This window comes from uncultured Lactobacillus sp. (assembly GCF_902491705.1).
Taxonomy (GTDB): Bacteria; Bacillota; Bacilli; order Lactobacillales; family Lactobacillaceae; genus Lactobacillus.
The window spans coordinates 1-20,565 of the sequence record NZ_CABUIW010000038.1; the positions used below are offsets into that span (position 1 = coordinate 1).

Consider the following 20,565-nt stretch of genomic DNA (forward strand, 5'->3'; position numbering starts at 1 on the left):
TTGTTCTTTATTAAATTTAGTCATAATAAAAGACCCAAAAGTGTCTAACTTTTGGGTCTCACTTCACCATAGTAGCATGAGTTAGTTTTTTTAAGTAAAAATTTGCGATCTGAATCATAATTTTACTTATTTTTTGTTTTTCTAAATTTATATCTTGCATAGAGATATGAGGCGATGAATCCAACCACAACAATGCCTATCATAATTTTAAATGTCTCAGTAGACTCATGCATATGATAAGCCGAAGCAAAACAAGTTATTTCGGCAATAAGAACTTCAATTTGATGGTGCCAAAATTTTTTCATATCTATTATTCCCTTTTTATTGAACAAAAGGCCAGAATTCATAAGAATTCTGACCAGATTATTCAAGTATCTTTAATTGTTGTACTTCTTTTGTAAGTAGTTAGCCACTTGTGACAAGCAGAAGCAAACGATGAAGTACATTACAGCGATAATTACGTACATTGGAATTAAGTATGTCGTATTCTGACTGTAAATAATTTGTGCGTGGTATAAAAGTTCAGGAAGCACAATGATAGTTGCAAGTGAAGTATCCTTAACAAGCGACACAAACTGTGAAAGTAGTGCTGGAATCATGTTGTGCAAAGCTTGTGGCATCACAACGTGATACATTGCTTGACCATAAGACATACCGTTTGAACGAGCACCTTCCATTTGACCCCAATCAACTGAACCAATACCTGAACGAACAATTTCTGCAAGCATTGCTCCTTCAAAAATTACCAAAGCAGTAATAGAAGCGGAAGTTGGATTCGTTACAATTCCCAGTTGTGGCAAACCGAAATAAGTGAAGAAGATAATCAGCAGAAGTGGCAAGTTACGAATAATATCAATAATAAAACCAACAATTGCTGAAAGATATTTGATCTTCATGTAACGGATCAAGCCAAGGATCAACCCAACTACAAAACTAAGCGCAATTGAAATAAGTGATACATAAATCGTTACCCAAAGTCCTTGCAATAAGAAGCGGATATCGACCCATGAATAAGCATGAATAAAAGTTTCCATTTTCTATCCCCTTCCTAATTAGCCAATTTCTTTTCTAGATGACGCATGTAGTAGCTGAGTGGTAAAGTCAAGATCAAGTAGAAAAGACCTACGATAATATATGTATCAATGGTTTGGAAAGTTGAAAATGCAATCAATTGTGCTTGATACATCAAGTCAAATCCAGCAACAAAGGCTAAAACTGAAGAGTTCTTAACCAAGTTAACAAACTGGTTGCCAAGTGGTGGAATCACAATCTTCATAGCTTGAGGCAAGATAACGTAACGCATGGCTTGTACATAAGTCATACCGTTTGAACGGGCACCTTCCATTTGGCCTTCACCAATTGAGTTAATACCTGCACGAACTGTTTCAGCAATAAAAGCTGAAGTATAAAGTGTTAAACCAATTGTTCCGGCTTGGAAACCTGACAACTTAACGATGTAACGTGGAACGATCAAGTAAAAGATCATTACGATAACTAGTAATGGAATGTTACGGAAAATCGCAATATAAATCTTGGCAATTACGCGGCCAAATTTTGGTGGAGCTACTTCAAGCAGTGCAAAGAACACACCTAAGATCAAACTGAATACTAAGGCAATCACACTACACAGGATAGTATTCCAAAAACCTGTCAAAAAGCTGCCCCAGTTATTGGTAATAATTTGCCACATTATTTCAATACCCCCTTAAGACTAAAACCAGGAATTCCTGCAAACCATTTCTTAATCAAACGGTTATAAGTACCATCTGCTTCAAGTTCTTCAAGAGCCTTGTTAATGTGATCTGCCATTTCTGTTTGACCCTTGTTAACAGCAATACCATAAGGAGCATCACTATAAACACCGCCGACTAACTTGTAACCCTTGTTTTCTTGGGCAATACCAGCGAGCAAACCGTTATCAGTAGTCAGAGCCACACCTTGGTTAGCCTTAAGTGCTGACATTGCTTGACCATAGTCATCGTATTGAAGCACACGGGCTTTAGGTGCTGATTTATGCACATCATCAACTGCAGTAGTTCCTTTTACGGCAAGTACAGTTTTATTATTCAAATCTTTAACGTTAGTAATCTTACTGTTGTTTGGTACCAGCAAAGATGAACCAGCTGGGAAATATGCCTTAGTGAAAGTTACTTGTTTAGCACGCTCTGGTGTAATAGTCATTGTTGCTAAAACTGCGTCCACGTTACCATTTTTAAGAAGTGGAATTCTAGTGTTGGCAGTTGTAGTAACAAAGCTTGCAGTACCTTTTTTACCAAGCATCTTTTTAGTTAAAGCTTTAGCAAGATCCATTTCAAAACCTTCGATCTTGCCGTTTTTTACATTAGTTAAACCAAATAATCTAGTATCTGCTCTAACGCCCCAAACAATATGTTTATTCTGTTCTACCTTTTGATAGACATTTTGCTTTTTATTGCCACAAGCAGATAAAGTAAAAGCCAGCAACACTAATAAAGGTAAGAAAAGAAATTTTCTTAATTTTTTCATGGCGCGCCACCTTAGTCTTTAGAAATAATCTTGCTTAAGAATTGACGTGCACGTTCTGTATCAGGGTGATCAAAGAATTCTTCTGGATTACGGTCTTCCAAAATGTGTCCTTGATCAAAGAAGATCAAACGATTACTTACTTTTCTAGCAAAGCCCATTTCGTGAGTAACCACAACCATAGTGATACCTTGTTCAGCAACAAAACGCATAACTTCAAGTACGTCTTCGATCATTTCTGGGTCCAGCGCACTAGTTGGTTCGTCGAACAAAATAACCTTTGGGTCCATGGCAAGTGATCTAGCGATTGCAACACGTTGTTGTTGACCACCAGACAATTGACGTGGGTAAGAATTGATCTTATCAGCCATACCTACTTTTTCTAGGAATTGCATAGCAATCTTGCGGTTTTCATCATCTGGTCGCTTTAAAACGATCTTAGGTGCAAGCATTACGTTCTCAAGAACAGTGTGGTTGTTGTAAAGATTGAAGTGTTGGAAAACCATGCCAACATTTTTACGGATCTTGTTAATGTCTGTCTTTTTATCAGCCAAATCATGACCAGTTACAATAAGTTGTCCACTGTTGATTGGTTCCAATCCGTTCATGGTTCTAATTAAAGTACTCTTACCAGAACCTGATGGTCCAATAATTGAAACCACTTGGCCTTCATCAATTTTCAAGTTAATATCTTTCAATGCATGAAGCTTTCCGTAGTATTTGTCAACATGCTTAAATTCAATAATTGCTGTCATGGTTTCTATCTTTCCTCCATTTGCATTAATAATCTTATTCTACTCTTTTTCAAGGTAAAACTAAACATTTATCCAAGCTAAATCAAGACATTTATGTATAAATCTATATTTTTCATTTGTCTTTTAGACAAATATTTTTAATTTATAAACTAAAATCTATCTTGCTTCAGCTTTTTACGAATTTGCTTCAAGAAATGACTATGCTCTTTAGGGTAAAAGAAAAAGCTTTCATCCCTTGTATAGGGACGAAAGCTCTCCGCGGTACCACCCAAATTGTCTATCAAAATAGACCTTCTCATAAAGCACTATCATGCTTCATCGGCGTGGTAACGTACCGAAGACGTCTCAACCTACTCTAAGAATTGTTATTTCGGTGAGCTGCTAAAAGGGTTATTCAATGATTCAGGGTCTATTGGCTTCGCACTAGCGCCAATTCACTGTAAGAATGGATCATCTACTCTTCTTTTTCATAGCTTTTTAATTTCTTTATATGTATTTAACATTATTTTGTTAAAAAAAACAAGCAATATTTGTATTTTATCGAAGAAATCCACATTTAGGGCAAATTTATGCTGTTAATATTCGGAAAATGTCTTAAAATATTTATTGACATTAGAAAAACAAAGGAGTTATACATGGGAAAACTTGAAAAGCCCGTTATTATCGGAATTGCTGGTGGTTCAGGAAGTGGTAAGACTACCATTGCCCACGAGATTGCAGATAACATTAACGACAATGATCATGACCGTATCATGATTATGACTCAAGATTCATACTATAAAGACAATACTGGCGTACCAATGGAAGAAAGAATGAAGATCAATTACGATCACCCTGACGCTTTTGATATGCCACTGCTTGAAGCACAATTAAGTCAATTGATGCACAGAAAGCCAATTGAAATGCCAACTTATGATTTCACTGCTCACACAAGAAGCGATGAAACTATCCACGTTGAACCTGCCGACATCATTATTTTGGAAGGTATTTTGGTATTATTCAACGAAGACATCCGCAATTTAATGGATATCAAGGTTTATGTTGATACTGATGACGACATTCGTTTTATCCGTCGTCTTGAACGTGATATGAAAGAACGTGGCCGTTCACTTGATTCAGTTATCAACCAATACTTAGGCACAGTTAAGCCAATGTACAACCAATTTATCGAACCAACTAAGCGTTATGCCGACATCATCGTTCCTGAAGGCGGCGAAAACGACGTAGCAATCGATATGTTAACTACGAAGATTCAATCAGTTTTAAGTTAATGAAAAATCAGCACTTTATAAAAAGTGCTGATTTTTTTGTCCAATTTTTATTACTAATTATTTTTTCTCATCATCCAAAATTCTGTTGTATTTTTTAGCAAAGAATACCAAAAGCAAGACACTGGCAATGACATAGATCACTGCTGCAATGTAGTAAGCATTAGCGTAACCGTCTTGCGTAGTGAACAAATAGAATTCTGTAAACAAACCATCAATTATTCCGACAACGGCATAAGCAATCTGTACGACTCCAGTAAAGGCTGGACGCAAGTCTTTATCGACAATAACCATTTGAACTTCTTGTTGAATTGGCATCGTAGCATTAGCCAAACCAGTTCTAAGAAAGAGCAGGATGCCGACAATGACGAACAATACGCTGCCACTACCTAAACGGCGACCATTAGCAAGTAAGAGCATAACAGGTACACAGGTAAGTGTTCCTGCTGCAACTGAAACGATGGCACCCAATTTCTTTTCTAAAAATGGAGCGAAGACATATCCAATTAACATTGCTGCTTGAACAAAAGTGTTGATGGTTGAAGTAACGTCACGCGGAATATGCAAATAGTTGTTCAAATAAATCGGTACATATACTGCAACTAAACGCGCACCCAATTGAATACCGGCAATATATGCAATCCACATAACCGTCTTTTTACTAAGCAACTTTTTGTACATAGCAATTTTATTAGCTTTCGTTTGTTTATCTTCACTATTATCTGAACGATAATCCTTTGGCACATCATGAATAAATAAAGCCAAAACAAAGGCTAACATAGTTACTGCCGCAGTGATTAATAGCAAAATGCGATATGAATTAGTATAATCAACTAAAGTTTGACCGGTCATAGTTTCAGGCTTAGCTGAAAGAAGAGATGCATCCCTATAAGAAATACCCCTAATCATGCCAAAGAACCAGACAATGGCTTTACCACCCAAGAACGTACAAATCGTTTGCGTGATCAAGTTAACGATCATAACAATTGAGAACATCTTAGTTCTAATTTTTCCTGGGACATATGAAGTCCACATTAATGGATACATTAAATCATAGACCCCAATAGCTGTCCAAGAAATCGTGTAAGCAATCATAATCACAAACTGATTAGTCGTTACACAAGTTAATGCCATAAAAACCGCGGTCATCGGCGGCAAAATAAGCAAGATCTTACGATAGCCCCACTTATGGACAGTCGCAATCATGATTGACATTAAAATTGCAGTTGCCGCATTAAAAATATTAAGTCCAGAAATTAGGTGCGGTGCAACAATCTTGTAGTATGACAAAGCTGCATCATTAGTAATACCGGTAACTGCACCTAAAATGCCATAGATCCATAAATAGATAATGACATTATGCTTATAACGCGGATTCCAATTCTTGATGGCTTCCGCCTCAGCTTCTTTTTCTTCATTCGATCGGTTAAACATAAAAAATCCCTTCTTTTTATGAAAACGTATACACTCCTCAAATCTATTCTAGCATAGACTAAAGCTAATGAAACATGTATCCAAAAAGAAGGAACTTATGATTATTATTCAGTTCTTGGCTTAAGTGCCTTATCAAACAAATTAGTGATTAATTTTACCAAGACACCATCAAATAATAATGAAGAAATCATGCTTGTAATAAACATCAAAATTTGTAAACTTGGACGATAATGACTCCAGCCAAAGATAAAGTATGATGGAATAAAACCACCAAGGTTGGCAAAGAAAGCACCAGTTAAAACGCTAGCCCAAGAAAATCTTTCATAGCATGACTTTTTAGGGAAAAAGCCAATTTCATTAGTAGCACCTTGAATTAAGCCTTCTAAGATGGTGAGTGCGCCCCATTGACCACCAATAGCCATTTCGACTGTAGCGGCAATCAATTCGCCGATTGTACCAGAACCTGCTGTAGGAACAAAATACATTGCAAGTGGCGCTGCCATATACCACAAACCAGTAAAAATATTATCTACAACTGGTGCATACCCTGTTGGTAAAAAACTCAACTTAACTACGTTATACAGGTTGTTAAAACCATAGGTATAGATCACACCCATGATAATTCCAATTAAGGCAACCAAAATAATCGATTTAACATTCCATTTCGATGAACGCGTAAACATAAAAATACTCCTAACTAACTATAAATCTAGTCAGTAGGAGTACATTAATAATCAATCTTATTTTCCACTTTCCTTATCGCAAGCATTACCTTGTTCAAGTTCAAAGGGTATTTCTCAGCTTATTCAAGCACCCCTAGTGACTAATTGTTTAATTAGTTTTAGTATACCACATTAATCAAAAGCCATTTGATCAGTATAAAGTTTGTAGTAAAAGCCTTTTTCTTTCAATAGCTTTTCGTGGCTACCTTCTTCAATTACGTTACCGTCTTTTAATACAACTATCTTGTTAGAATTCAAAATGGTCTTTAAACGGTGAGCAATTACGAAACTAGTTCTACCCGCAATTACGGCATCCATCGCCTTTTGAATCTTTTCTTCAGTAACAGTATCTACGTTTGAAGTTGCTTCATCCAAGATCAAGAAGTCTGGATTGGTCAAAATGGTTCTAGCAATTGAAACCAATTGTTTTTGACCAGTAGAAAAGACTGAGCTACTGTCGCTTACCTGCGTTTCATATCCGTCTGGCAAACTTTCAATAAAGTCATGGATATTTGCCTGCTTAGCCGCACTAATTACTTCATCCATACTTGCGTCTGGTTTACCATAGCGAATATTATCCGCAATCGTGCCACTAAACAAAACGGAATCCTGTAAAACAATACCGACATTGTTTCTAAGTGATTCAAGTTGAATATCACGCACATCGGTACCATCAAACGTTACTTTACCAGAATTTACATCGTAAAAACGGTTAAGTAAGTTCATAATCGTGGTTTTACCTGATCCAGTAGGTCCAACTAGCGCTACAGATTGACCCTTATTAACAGAAATATTTACCCCATGCAAAATTTCTTTATTCTTATCATAGCCAAAGTGAACATTCTCTAATTTTACAGAGTCCTTCAGACCATGCAAAATCTTGCCGTTAGGCACAGCATCTTCGTCTTTTTGCTCTTCAACTGTAGCTAATCTTCTAGCACCAGTTAAAGCAAGTTGGATCATAGAATAAATTGAAGTAACCTGCGTTAATGGTTGGAAGTAGGTTTGTGAGTATTCAACAAACGTTACAATCAATCCAAGACCAATTGCTTGGCTTACTTGACCTGAAATAATCATCCAAGCACCCATCGCAATTACGATAGCTAAGTTAAGCAAGTTTAAACCGTTCATTAATGGGAACAAAATACCTGAGTAAAATTGTCCCTTAAACATCGCATTTCTAACGCGGTTGTTATAGGTCTTAAAACCAGCAACTGATTCTTTACGCAAATTGTTAGTAATAATTACTTTCTCACCATTGATTTGTTCAGTGATGTAACCATTAAGATCACCAATTTCATCTTGTTGCTTATCAAGATAAATACGCGCTTTTTTCATGATTAATACACTGACAATCAAGATTAATGGCGTAGTTGCAATGGTAGTCCAAGCCAGTTGCACATTTACTGTGAACATAATAATGATCGTACCAATGAACATTATTCCCTGAGAAATGATTTCAAAAATCGCGTTGTTCATTGCGTTGAAGATGTTATCAAGGTCGGAAGTAAATAATGAAAGAAGCTTACCATCCTGGTGGGTATCAAAGTAGCGGACCAACATTCTTTGGAATTTAGCAAACAGATTCTCTCTCATGTCGTTAGTAGAATCCGCGTTGAACTTGGACATAACCATCCAGGCAATAAAGATCGCTACTTGACTTAATACATAAAAGCCTAGCATTGCCCATAATGCACTATAAAAAGTAGAAAGACTAGCTGTGCCTTTTCTTAGATCAGTCAAATAATTGGTTAAATCTGTTACGGCACGTCCCAAGAAGGTTGGCGCAATAACTTGTGCACCACTGGAAATCAAAGAAAGAACAACTACAATAGTGATTCCTTTCCAATAAGGCTTTAAATATTTTGCAAAATACTTAATTGCTTTTCTTGTATCGCTCATTATTCCACTCCTTTCTTACCTTTTTGTGTCTTGAAGATTTCTTGATATACAGGTGAAGTCTTCAATAATTCTTCATGTGTGCCTTGTGCCACTAATTTTCCATCATCTAAGACTAAAATCGTATCTGCATTAACTACTGAAACAATCTTTTCCGCAATGATAAATGTAGTGGTATCTGGCAATTCATGTTCTAAGGCTTGTTGAACCTTCTTTTCTGATTCAGCATCCAAAGCTGAAGTTGAATCATCTAAAATCAAGATTGGAGACTTAGAAATCAAGCCACGAGCAATTGATAATCTCTGCTTTTGACCACCAGAGAAGTTGGCGGAACGCTCTTCTACTTCGTGGTCAAAGGAGTCGTTATAGCGGTTAATGAATTCTGATGCTTGAGCCATGTTAGCAGCACGTTGTAATTCATGAAGCTTGGCGTGTGACTTACCTTGGCGCAAGTTAGAAGCAATCGTACCTGAGAATAAAACGGCACGTTGCAAAACAAATGAAACGGTGTTACGCAATGCGTCTTCAGTTACATCCTTAACGTTTTTACCGCCAATTTTAATTTCACCCTTGGTTGGATCATAAAGTCGAGCAATAAGCTGGGCCAAAGTGGACTTACCAGAACCTGTTGCACCAACGATACCTACCATTTGACCAGGCTTAATCTTGAATGAAATATCCTTCAAAGTTTCATCATCACCATCAGGGTAAGTGAATGAAACATGTTCAAATTCAACGCTACCAGTTAATGGCTCAGTGGAACCTTCAGTCACAAATTTAACATCGGGTTCAGTGTCGAGTACTTCTTTAATACGACCTAAAGAAATGTTACCTCTGGCAAATTGCATCATGGTCATTCCGGCAATCATAATGGTCCAAAGAAGTGTCAAAATATAGTTAACAAACGGACTAACTACAGCTACATCAGTTGGATGCTGGGTAATGCTTTTACCAATTAAGAAAACAACTAAGGTAATTACTAAGTATGCAATTAATTGGAAGGCTGGCATAATTGCTGAGAACCAGTAACCAATTACAATATTGTAATCATTTAACTTATCTGAAGTCTGATTGAACTTCTTAATTTCTTGTGGTCCTTGGTTAAATGACTTAACCACACGAACACCTTGCAAAGTTTCTTGTGCTCGGCCAGAAATTTTATCCATTGTTTTTTGGAATTTATCAAACAAGCTGTTCATTTGTTTTAAAACATAAACTCCAAAACCCATGATCAAAATAACCATTACCACTGTTGCCCACCAATAACGTGGGATGATAATAATACAGAAAATGAATGAACCCACAATCAAGATTGGCATTCTAAGCAGTTGCATGAAAAGCTGCATTATCATGTTCATGATCTGGTTCATATCGTTGATCAAACGCGTAGTTAATGAACCGGCTGAGAACTTTTCAATATTACCAAATGAAAAACTCTGAATCTTAGCGTATGTGTCTTCACGCAAATCACTTGTTACACCTTGGGCAATTCGTGCAGCATAATAAACATTAAAAATACCGGCAACGATTGCAATGATCCCAAGAGCAATTAAGATAATTCCGTCTTGAATTACCGCTTGCTTTTGGTCTGCCATAATCGCACGCTGAATGTTTTCTAGTAATCGTGGTTGATAAAGGCTGGAAAAAGCTGAAACGATAATTGCCACCAAAGCTAACGCTACGTCTTTTTTATAGCGTTTGAAATATGGCTTCAAAATATTAAATGTTTGCATTAATTACTCCTTTCTTCATTTAAAAAATGCCAAAAAGTATTACTCCACTCCTCATTTAAAGCAGTTAATTGCTTCATCTTTTCTTTGCCTAATTTTTGAGCTGTCTTTTCTTCAATTTTAAACAAAGACTTTAACTTCTCTTGAGCATACTTTCTTCCATTTGGCGTTAATTCACAAAAGCGTACTCGCTTGTCTTCTGGATCAACCGTCATCAGTAAATACCCTGCATCACTTAATTGTTTAATTCCCTTATTAATTGATTGCTTAGGAAAATCTGACAGATCTACTAATTGTTTTTGCGTTAATCTCTTACGAATAGTTAACTCATACAAAATCATCGTTAAGTAGCTAGGCATATGATGAGTTTGATCCCAATAAGTATAAGCACGACTGCCATGAACAATCGCCAGATTTAATTTTTCAGTATCACTAATTGACATTTCTTCACCTCACAGTTAGTCTCTACATGTACTAAAATATATTAGTACACAGGTGGACTAAAGTCAACTTCTTTTTAAAGATTTATAATAGAATGAAAATGTCTTTCATTTTTTGAAAGACCATCTGGTATAATTAAAAAATCAATATGAAGACAAGGTGGAGGTATATTGAAGAAGAAAAACTTTTTACTTACTTTTTTAATAGTTTTAATTGCTATTACATTATCTGCATGTGGACAAAAGAAGAACGAAAATGTCTACCAAAAAGTTGAGCAAACTAAGACAATCAATTGGGGCGTTAAGGCAGACACGCCTTTATTTGGATCAATGAGCATTAAAGATGGCAAGATTCGCGGATTCGAAATTGATCTTGCAAATGCTTTGACTCATAAAATGCTTGGTAAAAACGCCAAAGCAAACTTTGTTACAACAACTGCCAATACTAAAATTCAATTACTAAAAAATAAAAACATCGATGCGGTAATTGCCGCAATGACCATTACGCCTGAGCGTAAAAAACAAGTTGATTTCAGCAAGCCATACTTCCCTGCTGGACAATCAATCATGGTGGCTAAAAATAGTCCAATTCATACGGTGAAAGACTTAAATAATAAAAAAGTGCTTGTAGTTAAAGGAACAACCGCTGCTGATGCAATCAAAAAATTTGCTCCTAAAGCTGAGATCTTGCAATTTGATGATTATGGTCAAGCCTTTGCAGCTTTAAAAGCAGAACAAGGCGACGCTTTTGTAACAGATAACGGTATTTTAGCTGGTATCTTGCATGATAACTCTGGCTACAAGTTAACTGGTGGTACCTTCACCAACCAGCCATACGGAATTGCCGTTAATAAAGGACAAAAGCAAATGCTTGATCATATCAACACTGCTTTAAACGAATTAGAAAAAGACGGCACCTACAACCGGCTAGTTCAAAAATGGTTTGGCAATATTCCAGGCTTTGACACTAAAAAAATAGACAAAAATTAAAAGGCATAAAACTATAAAAGTTTTATGCCTTTTTGATATCAATTTTCATTTAGTGGGAACTATACATAGCACGCCACATTTCTTCCATCTTGGCTAAAGCATGCCAGTCACCTTTTTGACACATCATATACAATTCATATGCAGGATCATAAGCGGCTGTATTACCCTTAACTTCTTTCAAATACGCATCAACTACATTAATTAACATAAAGCGGAAACGTTCAATTTCATTGCGGCTAAAAAATGTATCAAAATATTTAGTTGCTAGCTTATTAACGTCAGCATTAGATGCATTTTTAAGCAAATCAGGATTTTCACGATAGTTAATTAAAACTCCTTCATCAATCCCAGTTTGCTTGCTCAATTCACCGAGGTCAACATTTTCATCACTTAACAGCTGATTGCAACGCTCCACATCAGTCATAATATGTGGTTTACGCATTGGCATCGGCATTGGAATTCTCTTAGATAATTGCGCAATAATATTGCGAGCAGCCTGCTTCATTAAGTGAGGCGCAGTTTCTTCAGGAAGACTTTGTTTAACTACTTTTCCAATCACAAAAGTGTGATCTGTAACTTCATATCTTTGCGTAGTTTGATTAAACTCTTCACCACATACGCCACTGACAGTGACATCAGCAGTAGAAGCTTGATCATAGTCAAAAAAGATATGTTTTTTATCACCAGTAAGCGGTGAAAATGGCATGTTATCAGTAGTAAAGACCTGTACATATACCAAATAATTCAAGTCGTTATCCTTGAACATCTTAATTGCACGGTCTTCCATAAAATCTTCATAAATCATATCTTGTTTTGGCATGATAAGTCTTCCCCTCCTTCCTCACATTACAGCTGTAATTATAACAAATATTAACTAAAAATGATAATCCCTCAGCTATTTATTAGATTTAGGCTAGATAATTACCTGCAGCAAGGTACAAGTCGTACCATTCTTGTCTAGTAAGTGCAATTTCACTACCTTTAGCAGCATCTTTAATATGCTCTGGATTCATTGAGCCGACTAACATCTGAATATTTGCAGGATGACGCAAAATCCAAGCAGCAGCAATCGCATTTTTGCCAACATCATATTTATCAGCTAATTTTTGTAATTCTGCATTTAATTTAGGGAAGCCATCATTATTGATGAACGTTCCTTCAAACATCCCGTATTGGAATGGTGACCAAGCTTGGACAGTCACATGATGCAAGCGGGCATAGTCTAAAAATTGTCCATCACGATCAATAGAAGAATCATCAAGCATATTCGTGTGCATTCCAAAATCAATCATTCCTGTATGTTTCAACCCAAATTGCAATTGGTTAAACATTAGGCGTTGGCTAAGCGCACTTTGTAACAATTCAAATTGAGCAGAATCAAAGTTTGAAACACCAAAAAAGCGTACCTTACCACTTGCTTGAAGCTCATCAAAGGCTTCAGCCACTTCTTCTGGATCAAACAGGGCGTCAGGTCTATGCAAAACAAGAGAATCCAAATAATCGATTCCCATTCTGCTTAAAATTCCATCAACGCCCTTTAAGATATGTTCTTTTGAAAAATCATAACGTTTTCCAGGTACAATACCAGTTTTGGATTGAATGAATAAATCTTCACGCTTAATATGCATCTGCTTTAGCGCTTGACCAAAGACCTCTTCAGATTTGCCACCGCCATAAATATCGGCAGAATCAATAAAATTAATTCCTGAATCATAAGCTGCTTGAATAGCAACTTGAGCTTCAGGAATACTCTTTTGATCCATTCTCATAATTCCTAAGGCCATCGCAGGAATATCTAAAGTAGTACAGCCCATCTTTATTTGCTTCATAATGAAAGTCCTTTCAAAAACTATTTTCCTTAATTATGCTCCTTTTTAGGGCAAAACAAAACTGATTTACCAAATGGCAAATCAGTAATAGCTTTAATAGATCTTTTCAACTTGTTCTTGAATGCTATCCTTGTCCAAGAATTCATCGTAAGTTGTATCCTGACGACTCACAATGCCCTTAGGTCCTACTTCGATAATGTGGTTAGCAATAGTTTGAATAAATTCGTGGTCGTGGGATGCAAATAGAATTGAGCCAGGATATGAAACCAAAGCGTCATTTAATGCAGTAATTGATTCCAAATCTAAGTGGTTAGTTGGATCATCCATGATCAAAACATTAGCTGGTTCAAGCATCATACGTGATAATTGACAACGAACCTTTTCACCACCGGAGAGGACCTTAATCTTCTTTTCGATTTCATCCCCGCTAAACAACATTCTACCTAAGAAGCCCCGCAAGAATGTATTATCATCTTGTTCCTTAGTAGCATATTGACGAAGCCAGTCTAAAATGGTCAAATCGTCATTGTTAAAGTTAGCGTTCAAGTCACGTGACATGTAGTTAAATGCAGTAGTTTGACCCCAAGTAACTGTACCTGTATCTGGCTTAATTTTTCCAGCAATAATATCAAGCAGTGCCGTTACAGCTAAAGAGTTGCGTGATAAAAAGGCTACTTTATCACCAGGACGAACAATAAATGATACGTTGTCCAAAATCTTTTCGCCATCAACTGAGTATGAAACGTTCTCTACTTTAACCAAGTCATTACCAAGATCGCGGTGCATCTCAAACTTAACAAATGGATATTTACGAGAAGATGGCTTGATGTCATCTAAAGTGATCTTATCAAGTTGCTTCTTACGTGATGTAGCTTGACGAGACTTAGAAGCATTAGCTGAGAAGCGAGCAATAAATTCTTGTAATTGCTTGATCTTTTCTTCTTTTTTAGCGTTTTGGTTAGCTGCGAGTTCATTAGCCAACTTGCTTGATTCATACCAAAAATCGTAGTTACCAACATAAAGTTGAATCTTGCCACGGTCAACGTCACACATTTCAGTACATACTTGGTTTAAGAAGTGTCGGTCGTGGGAAACAACGATAACGATGTTAGGATAATCAGCTAAGAAGTTTTCAAGCCATTCAACGGTGTGCACATCAAGACCGTTGGTTGGTTCGTCGAGTAAAAGAATGTCAGGATTTCCAAATAAAGCTTGAGCAAGAAGAACCTTAACCTTTTCTGCTTCTGGCAATTCCTTCATCATTGTTTGATGTTCATCTTCAGGGATGCCTAAAGATTGCAATAATTTAGATGCATCGGCTTCAGCGTTCCAACCGTCAAGTTCCGCAAACTTGCTTTCAAGTTCAGCCGCCTTTACACCATCTTCATCGCCAAAGTCTGGCTTAGCATAAAGAGCATCCTTTTCCTTCATTACTTGGTAAAGTTCTTTGTGCCCTTGAATTACGGTGTCCATAACGGTGAAATCATCGAAAGCAAAGTGGTCCTGGTTCAAGCTAGACATACGTTCATTAGGATCAATGCTGATTGAACCGGTAGTTGGTTCAAGTTTGCCTTCCAATAATTTAAGAAAAGTTGACTTGCCGGCACCATTTGCACCAATTACGCCGTAGCAGTTGCCCGGAGTAAATTTTAAATTTACGTCTTCATATAATGTACGGCCGCCAAATTTAAGACTTAAGTCGGATACTGTAATCAATCGTTATACCTCACTTTTAAAATATAAAAATATGTATAAGTATATCAAAAAAAGCAGGTTTAAATAAGTAGAAAACCTGCTTTTTCAATGTTTCTTAGAACTTTTTAAAACTATCTAATTTTTCCTGGGTAATATCACGAATAATCGCTGTAGCTAAATCAACTGATGCCTTGAAGTCCTTGTAGCTACTGAAGCAGTATGGTGAGTGTTCATAGCGAACTGGAATACCAATTACGATAGTTGGTGCACCATTTTCGTAGTAAATTGCGGCACCATCTTGTCCGCCACCAGTTCTAACTGAGCGAGTATATGGAATGTTGTTCTTGTCGGCTAAGTCGCAAGCATATTGTTGGAACTTAGGATTTGGTAAAAATGTGGTATCCATATCGCGAAGCATTGGGCCGCGCTTTAAACCAGTTTGAGAAAGCCAATCTGGAGTAAAGGTATCATCTGCTGGGCAACTTTCAAGAACAATACATAAATCTGGCTTAACTTTTCTAGCCGTTACGTACGCACCACGCAAGCCAACTTCTTCTTGGCTGGACAAAGCTGCAACAACATCTAAGTTGGTTTCTTCCCCCTTTAAGTTGTCCAAAATGTCTACCATTGCACCAGCGCCGAAGCGGTCATCGAAATCTTTGCCAAAGAACAAACCGGACTTTTCATTGTATTCGCATTTTACGTCGACAAAGATTGGGCAACCCGTGTCAATCTTGTAGTCGTTAATCGTTTCTTCACGGCTGCTTGAACCAACGTCGATTGACATATCAGCAACGTCTGGCACATTGTTTCTTTCAGCTGCAGTCATAAAGTGTGGTGGCTTAGTTGCGACAACGCCGGGGATATATTCGCCATCACGGTTTCTTACTTTAACTTTTAATGCAGGAATATTGTATTTTACCCAGCCGCCAAGCGGAACAAACTTGATTAACCCATTTGGACGAACAGCTTGAGTAATAAAGCCAACTGCATCTGAGTGTGCATCAAGTTGAATTACAGGACGATTGCCCTTGTTTTCTTTCTTAGATGCGTACAAGTTAAGCATTCCGTCAGTTTCAATATTGGCAGTCTTTTCTGCATAACTAGCAAAAAGCTTAACGAATTCTTCTTCAAAACCAGATGTTGCATTAGCATCTGAGAATTCTTTAAGCATTTGGATTTCTTGTGCCTTTTCCATATTTTTCTCCTTTATTAAGTTTATAATGTAGAATGTTCCAATAAATTAGATATCATATTTTAAAGATGTATTAACGTCGCTAAAAAAATAATTAGCGGAATTGTAACCACAGCACTTAAAGTAGATAGACACATCAATTTAGTTGGAAATTTAACATCATAATTACTAATCAAACTAAATAAAACAACTACGCCTGCTACAGGACATGCAGCCATAATCAAAGTAGTTATTTTAGCGGTATAGCTTAATGGAATTAAGACTAAAATACCTAAAACTAATAGTGGAAACACAATGTTTCTAACTAAAACACCACTCCAAGCCAAATAATCATGCCAATCATCTTTCAAATTAATTGATCCTAAATTTGTTCCGATAACAATCATACTTAAAGGTGTATTTATATCTGAAATATAGTTCATTGGTGTAACAAGCAAATCCGGAATTTTAAATTGAGTGACAAACAATATCATCCCAATTGCCGCAGCAATAATATTAGGATTAAGTACGGCTTGCCGCACTTGCTGACCAAATGAATTATGCTTGTCTTGGAACATACTTATTCCGTGAGTCCACATAAAAATATTATAAACGATCAAATATGGAACGGCATAGAAAACGCCGTTACTTCCCAAAATTGCTTGAACTAGAGGTATTCCCATAAATCCAGCATTAGTATACGTTCCAGAATATCTTAAAACTGTTCTTTTTTGCTTGTCTACAATTACTTTTGGGTTAAAGATTACAGTGCTAAGTATAATTTTGAAAACAAACAGCAAAGCTATCAATGCAAATAGCAAACCAAATTCAATTAATCTAGCATAAGTAAATTGTTGATTGAAAGATCGGATAATTAAACATGGCGAAACGATATACAATAATACTTTAGTTAAATCTTTTGCGGTTTGTGCATGAATGAATTTTATCTTATAACATAACCAACCTACTGCCATAAGAATAAACATAATAGCCACTTGTTTAGTTGGAACAATAAAAGTCAATATCTTACATCCTTTCTTTAAAATCATTTTATCATATTGAATTAATCCCTAATTTTCATGTTGTTAGTATCAGAAAGAAGTCAAAAATGAAAGAAAAACCAATTTGGAAACGTAATTTATTCGTATTATCAATTGCCGTCTTTATCGCAGGAATCGCCTTTTCAGAAATTATGCCTTTCTTGTCGCTATACATTAACACGTTAGGTAATTTTTCTCACCAACAACTTAACTTTTGGTCTGGGATTGTTTATTCTGGCACATTCATTGTTTCAGCAGTTGTTTCTCCTTGGTGGGGTAAATTAGCTGATAAAAAAGGGCGTAAACCAATGATTCTACGTGCCGGAATCGGAATGGCAATCGTAATCGCCTGCATGGGATTAGTTCAAAACGTCTGGCAACTGCTTTTACTCAGAATGCTTCAAGGTGTGTTTGCCGGTTTTATTTCTAACTCAAATGCACTAGTTGCTACTGAAACGCCAAAAACAAATTCTGGTCAAGCCTTAGGGACTATTGCTTCAGCAACAACTGCCGGAACCTTACTTGGACCACTTGTCGGTGGTGCTTTAACTTCCATCTTTTCATACCGCGTTACCTTTATGATCACTGGTGGACTTCTTTTAATCTGTTCAGTTTTGGTATTATTCTTCGTTCATGAAGACGACTTTAAACCCGTCACTACTAAGAAGCTTGATAAGGCTAGCGGCGTTATTAAATCTTTGCGCTCGCCGCAACTGATCTTTGGCTTGCTTTTGACAACCATGATCATCCAAGCAGCCAACAATTCAATCAACCCAATTGTTTCGTTATATGTACGTCAGCTTCTTAACAATCACGGCAACGTCGTCTTTATCTCTGGAGTAATTGCTGCCCTTCCCGGAATTGCTACTTTCTTAGTTGCATCCCGCTTTGGCGCACTTGGCGATAAAATCGGTACTCACAAGATTATCATTGCAGGCTTTATTGCCGCATCGATTTTCTTCTTCCTGACTGCCTTTGTACAAAACACCATCGAACTTGGAATCTTACGTTTCTTAGTTGGCTTTTCTGATGCTTGCTTATTCCCACAAGTTCAGACCATGTTAACAAAAAATTCGCCGGCAGCAGTTACTGGGCGAATCTTTTCATGGAACCAGTCGGCAATGTACATTGGTAATATCATCGGGCCACTTCTTGGTTCAACCGTTTCCGGTTTATTTAACTACAGCACCGTCTTCCTAGTAACAACTGGCATTGTTTTACTAAACTTAGTGCTGTTCAGAATCAATGTAATCAGAAATTTAGCAAAATAATTTTTAAACTCTTATCCCTAGTTATGAGGCAAGAAATATTGCGCAAACTCATTACGATATTGGGTAGGAGTTTTATTTTTCCATTTTTTAAAATTGCGGTTCAAGACATGGCTATTAGAAAAGCCACTCTCAAAGGCAACAACCTCGATGCTCTTATCAGTGCTCAGCAGCAATTCCCTAGCCTTCATTAAACGAAGAAGCCGCAAATATTCTGAAATCGACATCTTCGTATTTTCTTTTAATTGCTGATTAAGCGTAACGTGGGAAGAATTAAAGTGTTCAACTACGTCTTGAACGGTAATCTCTTCTGTAAAATGGCTATTTAAATAATCAATCAGATCCTGACTTAATGAGCGATTAGGACTAATCTTGTTAGTCTTTACTTCATTAAAATTCTGATCAAGCAATACAATAATTTTCATCAACTCAATCATTATTAAAAAGCGAACATCATCATCAACCTGTTTAGAGATCAAGTTTGAAATTTTCAACATCGATTGGCAAAGCTCTTGATATGCTTTAGCGTTTTTTGCAGTCTTCTTTCCTAATAAATCGATATTCCAATTCACACTTGATGGATACTGGCTCAATAGATAATCATCATCAATAATCAAACCAATAGAATCCCAATCACCATCTTCACCTGATGAGCTGTGGATTCTTGCTCGATTAACGCACCAAAAGTCTCCGCTATTGAAGTGATATGTGTGCCCTTCAATTGCAAAGCGAAGATCTTCTCCCTTTATCAAATAATTTAATTCAATTCCTTGATGCCAGTGCTCTGATATATTTACATCCGTATCACGATAAAAATAAAACGGCAATCTTGCATTATTTTGAACTTCTTCATGTCTAACCATTTTTCTAATTTGCTACTTTTTACTTTCTAAAATGACACTTACTGTCTTTTTTAAATGATATCCTTTATTTAGCTAAGAAACAAGGAGGAAACTTTTATGATTAAACTAGTTGCCGTTGACATGGATGGCACATTCTTACGCAATGATAAAACCTATGATGAAGATCGCTTTGCCAAAATCTACCAAAAATTGACAAAAAATAATATTCAATTTGTCGTGGCTAGTGGTAATCAGTATTTCCAATTATGCTCATTTTTTGAAAAATATCCTGACGTGCTCTACGTCGCAGAAAATGGCGCCTTGATTCGTAGCCAAAAGAAAATCATCTCTTTGCACCAATACCCTCACTCCTCAGTAAAAAAAATCGAATCCTTTTTGAACAATTTATCTGAAATTAAATTCTTGGTGTGCGGAGCTGAGAACGCTTATGAACTAAGAAGACTGGGTCAAGAATACTTCGACTCTTCCAGCGATTACTATTATCATCTTCAAAAAATTGACGACTTCGATGAAATCGATGATCGTATCTTAAAGTTTGCTATCTCTTGTCCTGACGAAAAAACTGATTATTACGTTCAACTATTTAAAGAAAAATTGGCAGACATTGCGGAAGTAACTTCAAGCGGCCACGGCGATATTGATATCATTCAGCCAGGTATCCATAAAGCTAATGGTCTTAAAGAATTAGGCACAGATATTGGTGTCACTCTTGATGAAATGGTTGCTTTCGGTGATGGTGGAAACGACTTAGAAATGATTAAAGAAGTTGGCGATGGCGTGGCAATGAAGAATGCGACTCCAGCTTTATTAAAGGTTGCTAACCACGTCACTAATACCAATGAAGAAGATGGCGTTTTAAACTATCTCGAAGACTTACTTGATAAGCAATAATTTCTTAGTTATAATAGAGTAGAGGGAGCTTATTCTCGCCCCTCTCATTGCACCGGACGTACGGT

At 36.7% G+C, this 20,565-nt stretch carries 20 protein-coding genes, 1 riboswitch and 1 other annotated feature; of the genes, 4 read left to right on the forward strand and 16 right to left on the reverse strand.

Annotated features, from left to right (window positions below; genetic code table 11):
- Positions 1–122: 122 nt before the first annotated feature.
- The 5 genes from RDN22_RS07695 to RDN22_RS07715 all read right to left on the reverse strand — a co-directional run bounded on the left by RDN22_RS07695 (position 123) and on the right by RDN22_RS07715 (position 3,257).
- The gene (locus tag RDN22_RS07695) at positions 123–305 is read right to left on the reverse strand and encodes a hypothetical protein (protein ID WP_308557210.1); all 183 of its coding nucleotides are present in this window, start codon (positions 303–305) and stop codon (positions 123–125) included.
- A gap of 72 nt (positions 306–377) precedes the next feature.
- The gene (locus RDN22_RS07700; protein WP_308557212.1) at positions 378–1,034 is read right to left on the reverse strand and encodes an amino acid ABC transporter permease; all 657 of its coding nucleotides are present in this window, start codon (positions 1,032–1,034) and stop codon (positions 378–380) included.
- 14 nt (positions 1,035–1,048) lie between these two features.
- Complete coding sequence (locus tag RDN22_RS07705; RefSeq protein ID WP_308557214.1) at positions 1,049–1,690, reverse strand: amino acid ABC transporter permease; 642 nt, start codon at positions 1,688–1,690, stop codon at positions 1,049–1,051.
- A complete protein-coding gene (locus tag RDN22_RS07710) occupies positions 1,690–2,505 on the reverse strand; it encodes a transporter substrate-binding domain-containing protein (RefSeq protein WP_308557216.1) in 816 nt (271 codons plus the stop codon). Before RDN22_RS07710 ends, RDN22_RS07705 begins: the two co-directional genes overlap by 1 nt.
- Positions 2,506–2,516: 11 nt before the next feature.
- The gene (locus RDN22_RS07715) at positions 2,517–3,257 is read right to left on the reverse strand and encodes an amino acid ABC transporter ATP-binding protein (protein WP_308557218.1); all 741 of its coding nucleotides are present in this window, start codon (positions 3,255–3,257) and stop codon (positions 2,517–2,519) included.
- 238 nt (positions 3,258–3,495) lie between these two features.
- Positions 3,496–3,737: a binding site (T-box leader), on the reverse strand.
- Between the two features lie 89 nt (positions 3,738–3,826).
- Between RDN22_RS07715 and udk the strand changes: the two genes are divergently transcribed.
- Positions 3,827–4,528, forward strand: coding sequence for a uridine kinase (gene udk / locus RDN22_RS07720; protein WP_308557220.1), 702 nt, complete (start codon positions 3,827–3,829; stop codon positions 4,526–4,528).
- Positions 4,529–4,585: 57 nt separating this feature from the next.
- On the opposite strand, the gene RDN22_RS07725 is transcribed toward udk, so the two are convergent.
- From RDN22_RS07725 to RDN22_RS07745, 5 genes are all read right to left on the reverse strand, one after another.
- Positions 4,586–5,959 (reverse strand): MFS transporter, encoded by a 1,374-nt coding sequence (locus RDN22_RS07725; protein WP_308557222.1) that lies wholly within the window; start codon positions 5,957–5,959, stop codon positions 4,586–4,588.
- Between the two features lie 104 nt (positions 5,960–6,063).
- Positions 6,064–6,642 carry an ECF transporter S component gene (locus RDN22_RS07730; protein WP_308557224.1) on the reverse strand — a complete coding sequence of 193 codons (579 nt, stop codon included), beginning with the start codon at positions 6,640–6,642 and terminating at the stop codon, positions 6,064–6,066.
- 52 nt (positions 6,643–6,694) lie between these two features.
- Positions 6,695–6,787, reverse strand: a riboswitch (TPP riboswitch).
- Between the two features lie 26 nt (positions 6,788–6,813).
- Positions 6,814–8,583: an ABC transporter ATP-binding protein gene (locus tag RDN22_RS07735; protein ID WP_308557226.1), complete on the reverse strand. Its 1,770-nt coding sequence runs from the start codon at positions 8,581–8,583 to the stop codon at positions 6,814–6,816.
- Complete coding sequence (locus tag RDN22_RS07740) at positions 8,583–10,313, reverse strand: ABC transporter ATP-binding protein (protein WP_308557228.1); 1,731 nt, start codon at positions 10,311–10,313, stop codon at positions 8,583–8,585. Before RDN22_RS07740 ends, RDN22_RS07735 begins: the two co-directional genes overlap by 1 nt.
- Positions 10,313–10,753 (reverse strand): MarR family winged helix-turn-helix transcriptional regulator, encoded by a 441-nt coding sequence (locus tag RDN22_RS07745; RefSeq protein ID WP_308557230.1) that lies wholly within the window; start codon positions 10,751–10,753, stop codon positions 10,313–10,315. Before RDN22_RS07745 ends, RDN22_RS07740 begins: the two co-directional genes overlap by 1 nt.
- A gap of 165 nt (positions 10,754–10,918) precedes the next feature.
- Between RDN22_RS07745 and RDN22_RS07750 the strand changes: the two genes are divergently transcribed.
- Entirely contained in the window at positions 10,919–11,740 is an 822-nt protein-coding gene (locus tag RDN22_RS07750; protein WP_374043094.1) for a glutamate ABC transporter substrate-binding protein, read from the forward strand.
- Positions 11,741–11,789: 49 nt separating this feature from the next.
- On the opposite strand, the gene RDN22_RS07755 is transcribed toward RDN22_RS07750, so the two are convergent.
- From RDN22_RS07755 to RDN22_RS07775, 5 genes are all read right to left on the reverse strand, one after another.
- Complete coding sequence (locus RDN22_RS07755; RefSeq protein WP_308557234.1) at positions 11,790–12,560, reverse strand: XRE family transcriptional regulator; 771 nt, start codon at positions 12,558–12,560, stop codon at positions 11,790–11,792.
- A gap of 88 nt (positions 12,561–12,648) precedes the next feature.
- Positions 12,649–13,569, reverse strand: a complete 921-nt coding sequence (locus RDN22_RS07760; protein ID WP_308557235.1) for an aldo/keto reductase — start codon at positions 13,567–13,569, stop codon at positions 12,649–12,651.
- Positions 13,570–13,662: 93 nt separating this feature from the next.
- Positions 13,663–15,285: an ATP-binding cassette domain-containing protein gene (locus RDN22_RS07765; protein ID WP_308557237.1), complete on the reverse strand. Its 1,623-nt coding sequence runs from the start codon at positions 15,283–15,285 to the stop codon at positions 13,663–13,665.
- Positions 15,286–15,379: 94 nt separating this feature from the next.
- The gene (locus tag RDN22_RS07770) at positions 15,380–16,462 is read right to left on the reverse strand and encodes a M42 family peptidase (RefSeq protein WP_308557239.1); all 1,083 of its coding nucleotides are present in this window, start codon (positions 16,460–16,462) and stop codon (positions 15,380–15,382) included.
- A gap of 59 nt (positions 16,463–16,521) precedes the next feature.
- Complete coding sequence (locus RDN22_RS07775; protein WP_308557240.1) at positions 16,522–17,460, reverse strand: AEC family transporter; 939 nt, start codon at positions 17,458–17,460, stop codon at positions 16,522–16,524.
- 86 nt (positions 17,461–17,546) lie between these two features.
- Between RDN22_RS07775 and RDN22_RS07780 the strand changes: the two genes are divergently transcribed.
- A complete protein-coding gene (locus RDN22_RS07780; protein WP_308557241.1) occupies positions 17,547–18,749 on the forward strand; it encodes a multidrug efflux MFS transporter in 1,203 nt (400 codons plus the stop codon).
- Positions 18,750–18,766: 17 nt separating this feature from the next.
- On the opposite strand, the gene RDN22_RS07785 is transcribed toward RDN22_RS07780, so the two are convergent.
- Complete coding sequence (locus RDN22_RS07785; RefSeq protein ID WP_308557242.1) at positions 18,767–19,609, reverse strand: AraC family transcriptional regulator; 843 nt, start codon at positions 19,607–19,609, stop codon at positions 18,767–18,769.
- A gap of 96 nt (positions 19,610–19,705) precedes the next feature.
- On the opposite strand from RDN22_RS07785, the gene RDN22_RS07790 reads away from it, so the two are divergent.
- Positions 19,706–20,500, forward strand: coding sequence for a Cof-type HAD-IIB family hydrolase (locus tag RDN22_RS07790; protein ID WP_308557244.1), 795 nt, complete (start codon positions 19,706–19,708; stop codon positions 20,498–20,500).
- Positions 20,501–20,565 lie beyond the last annotated feature (65 nt).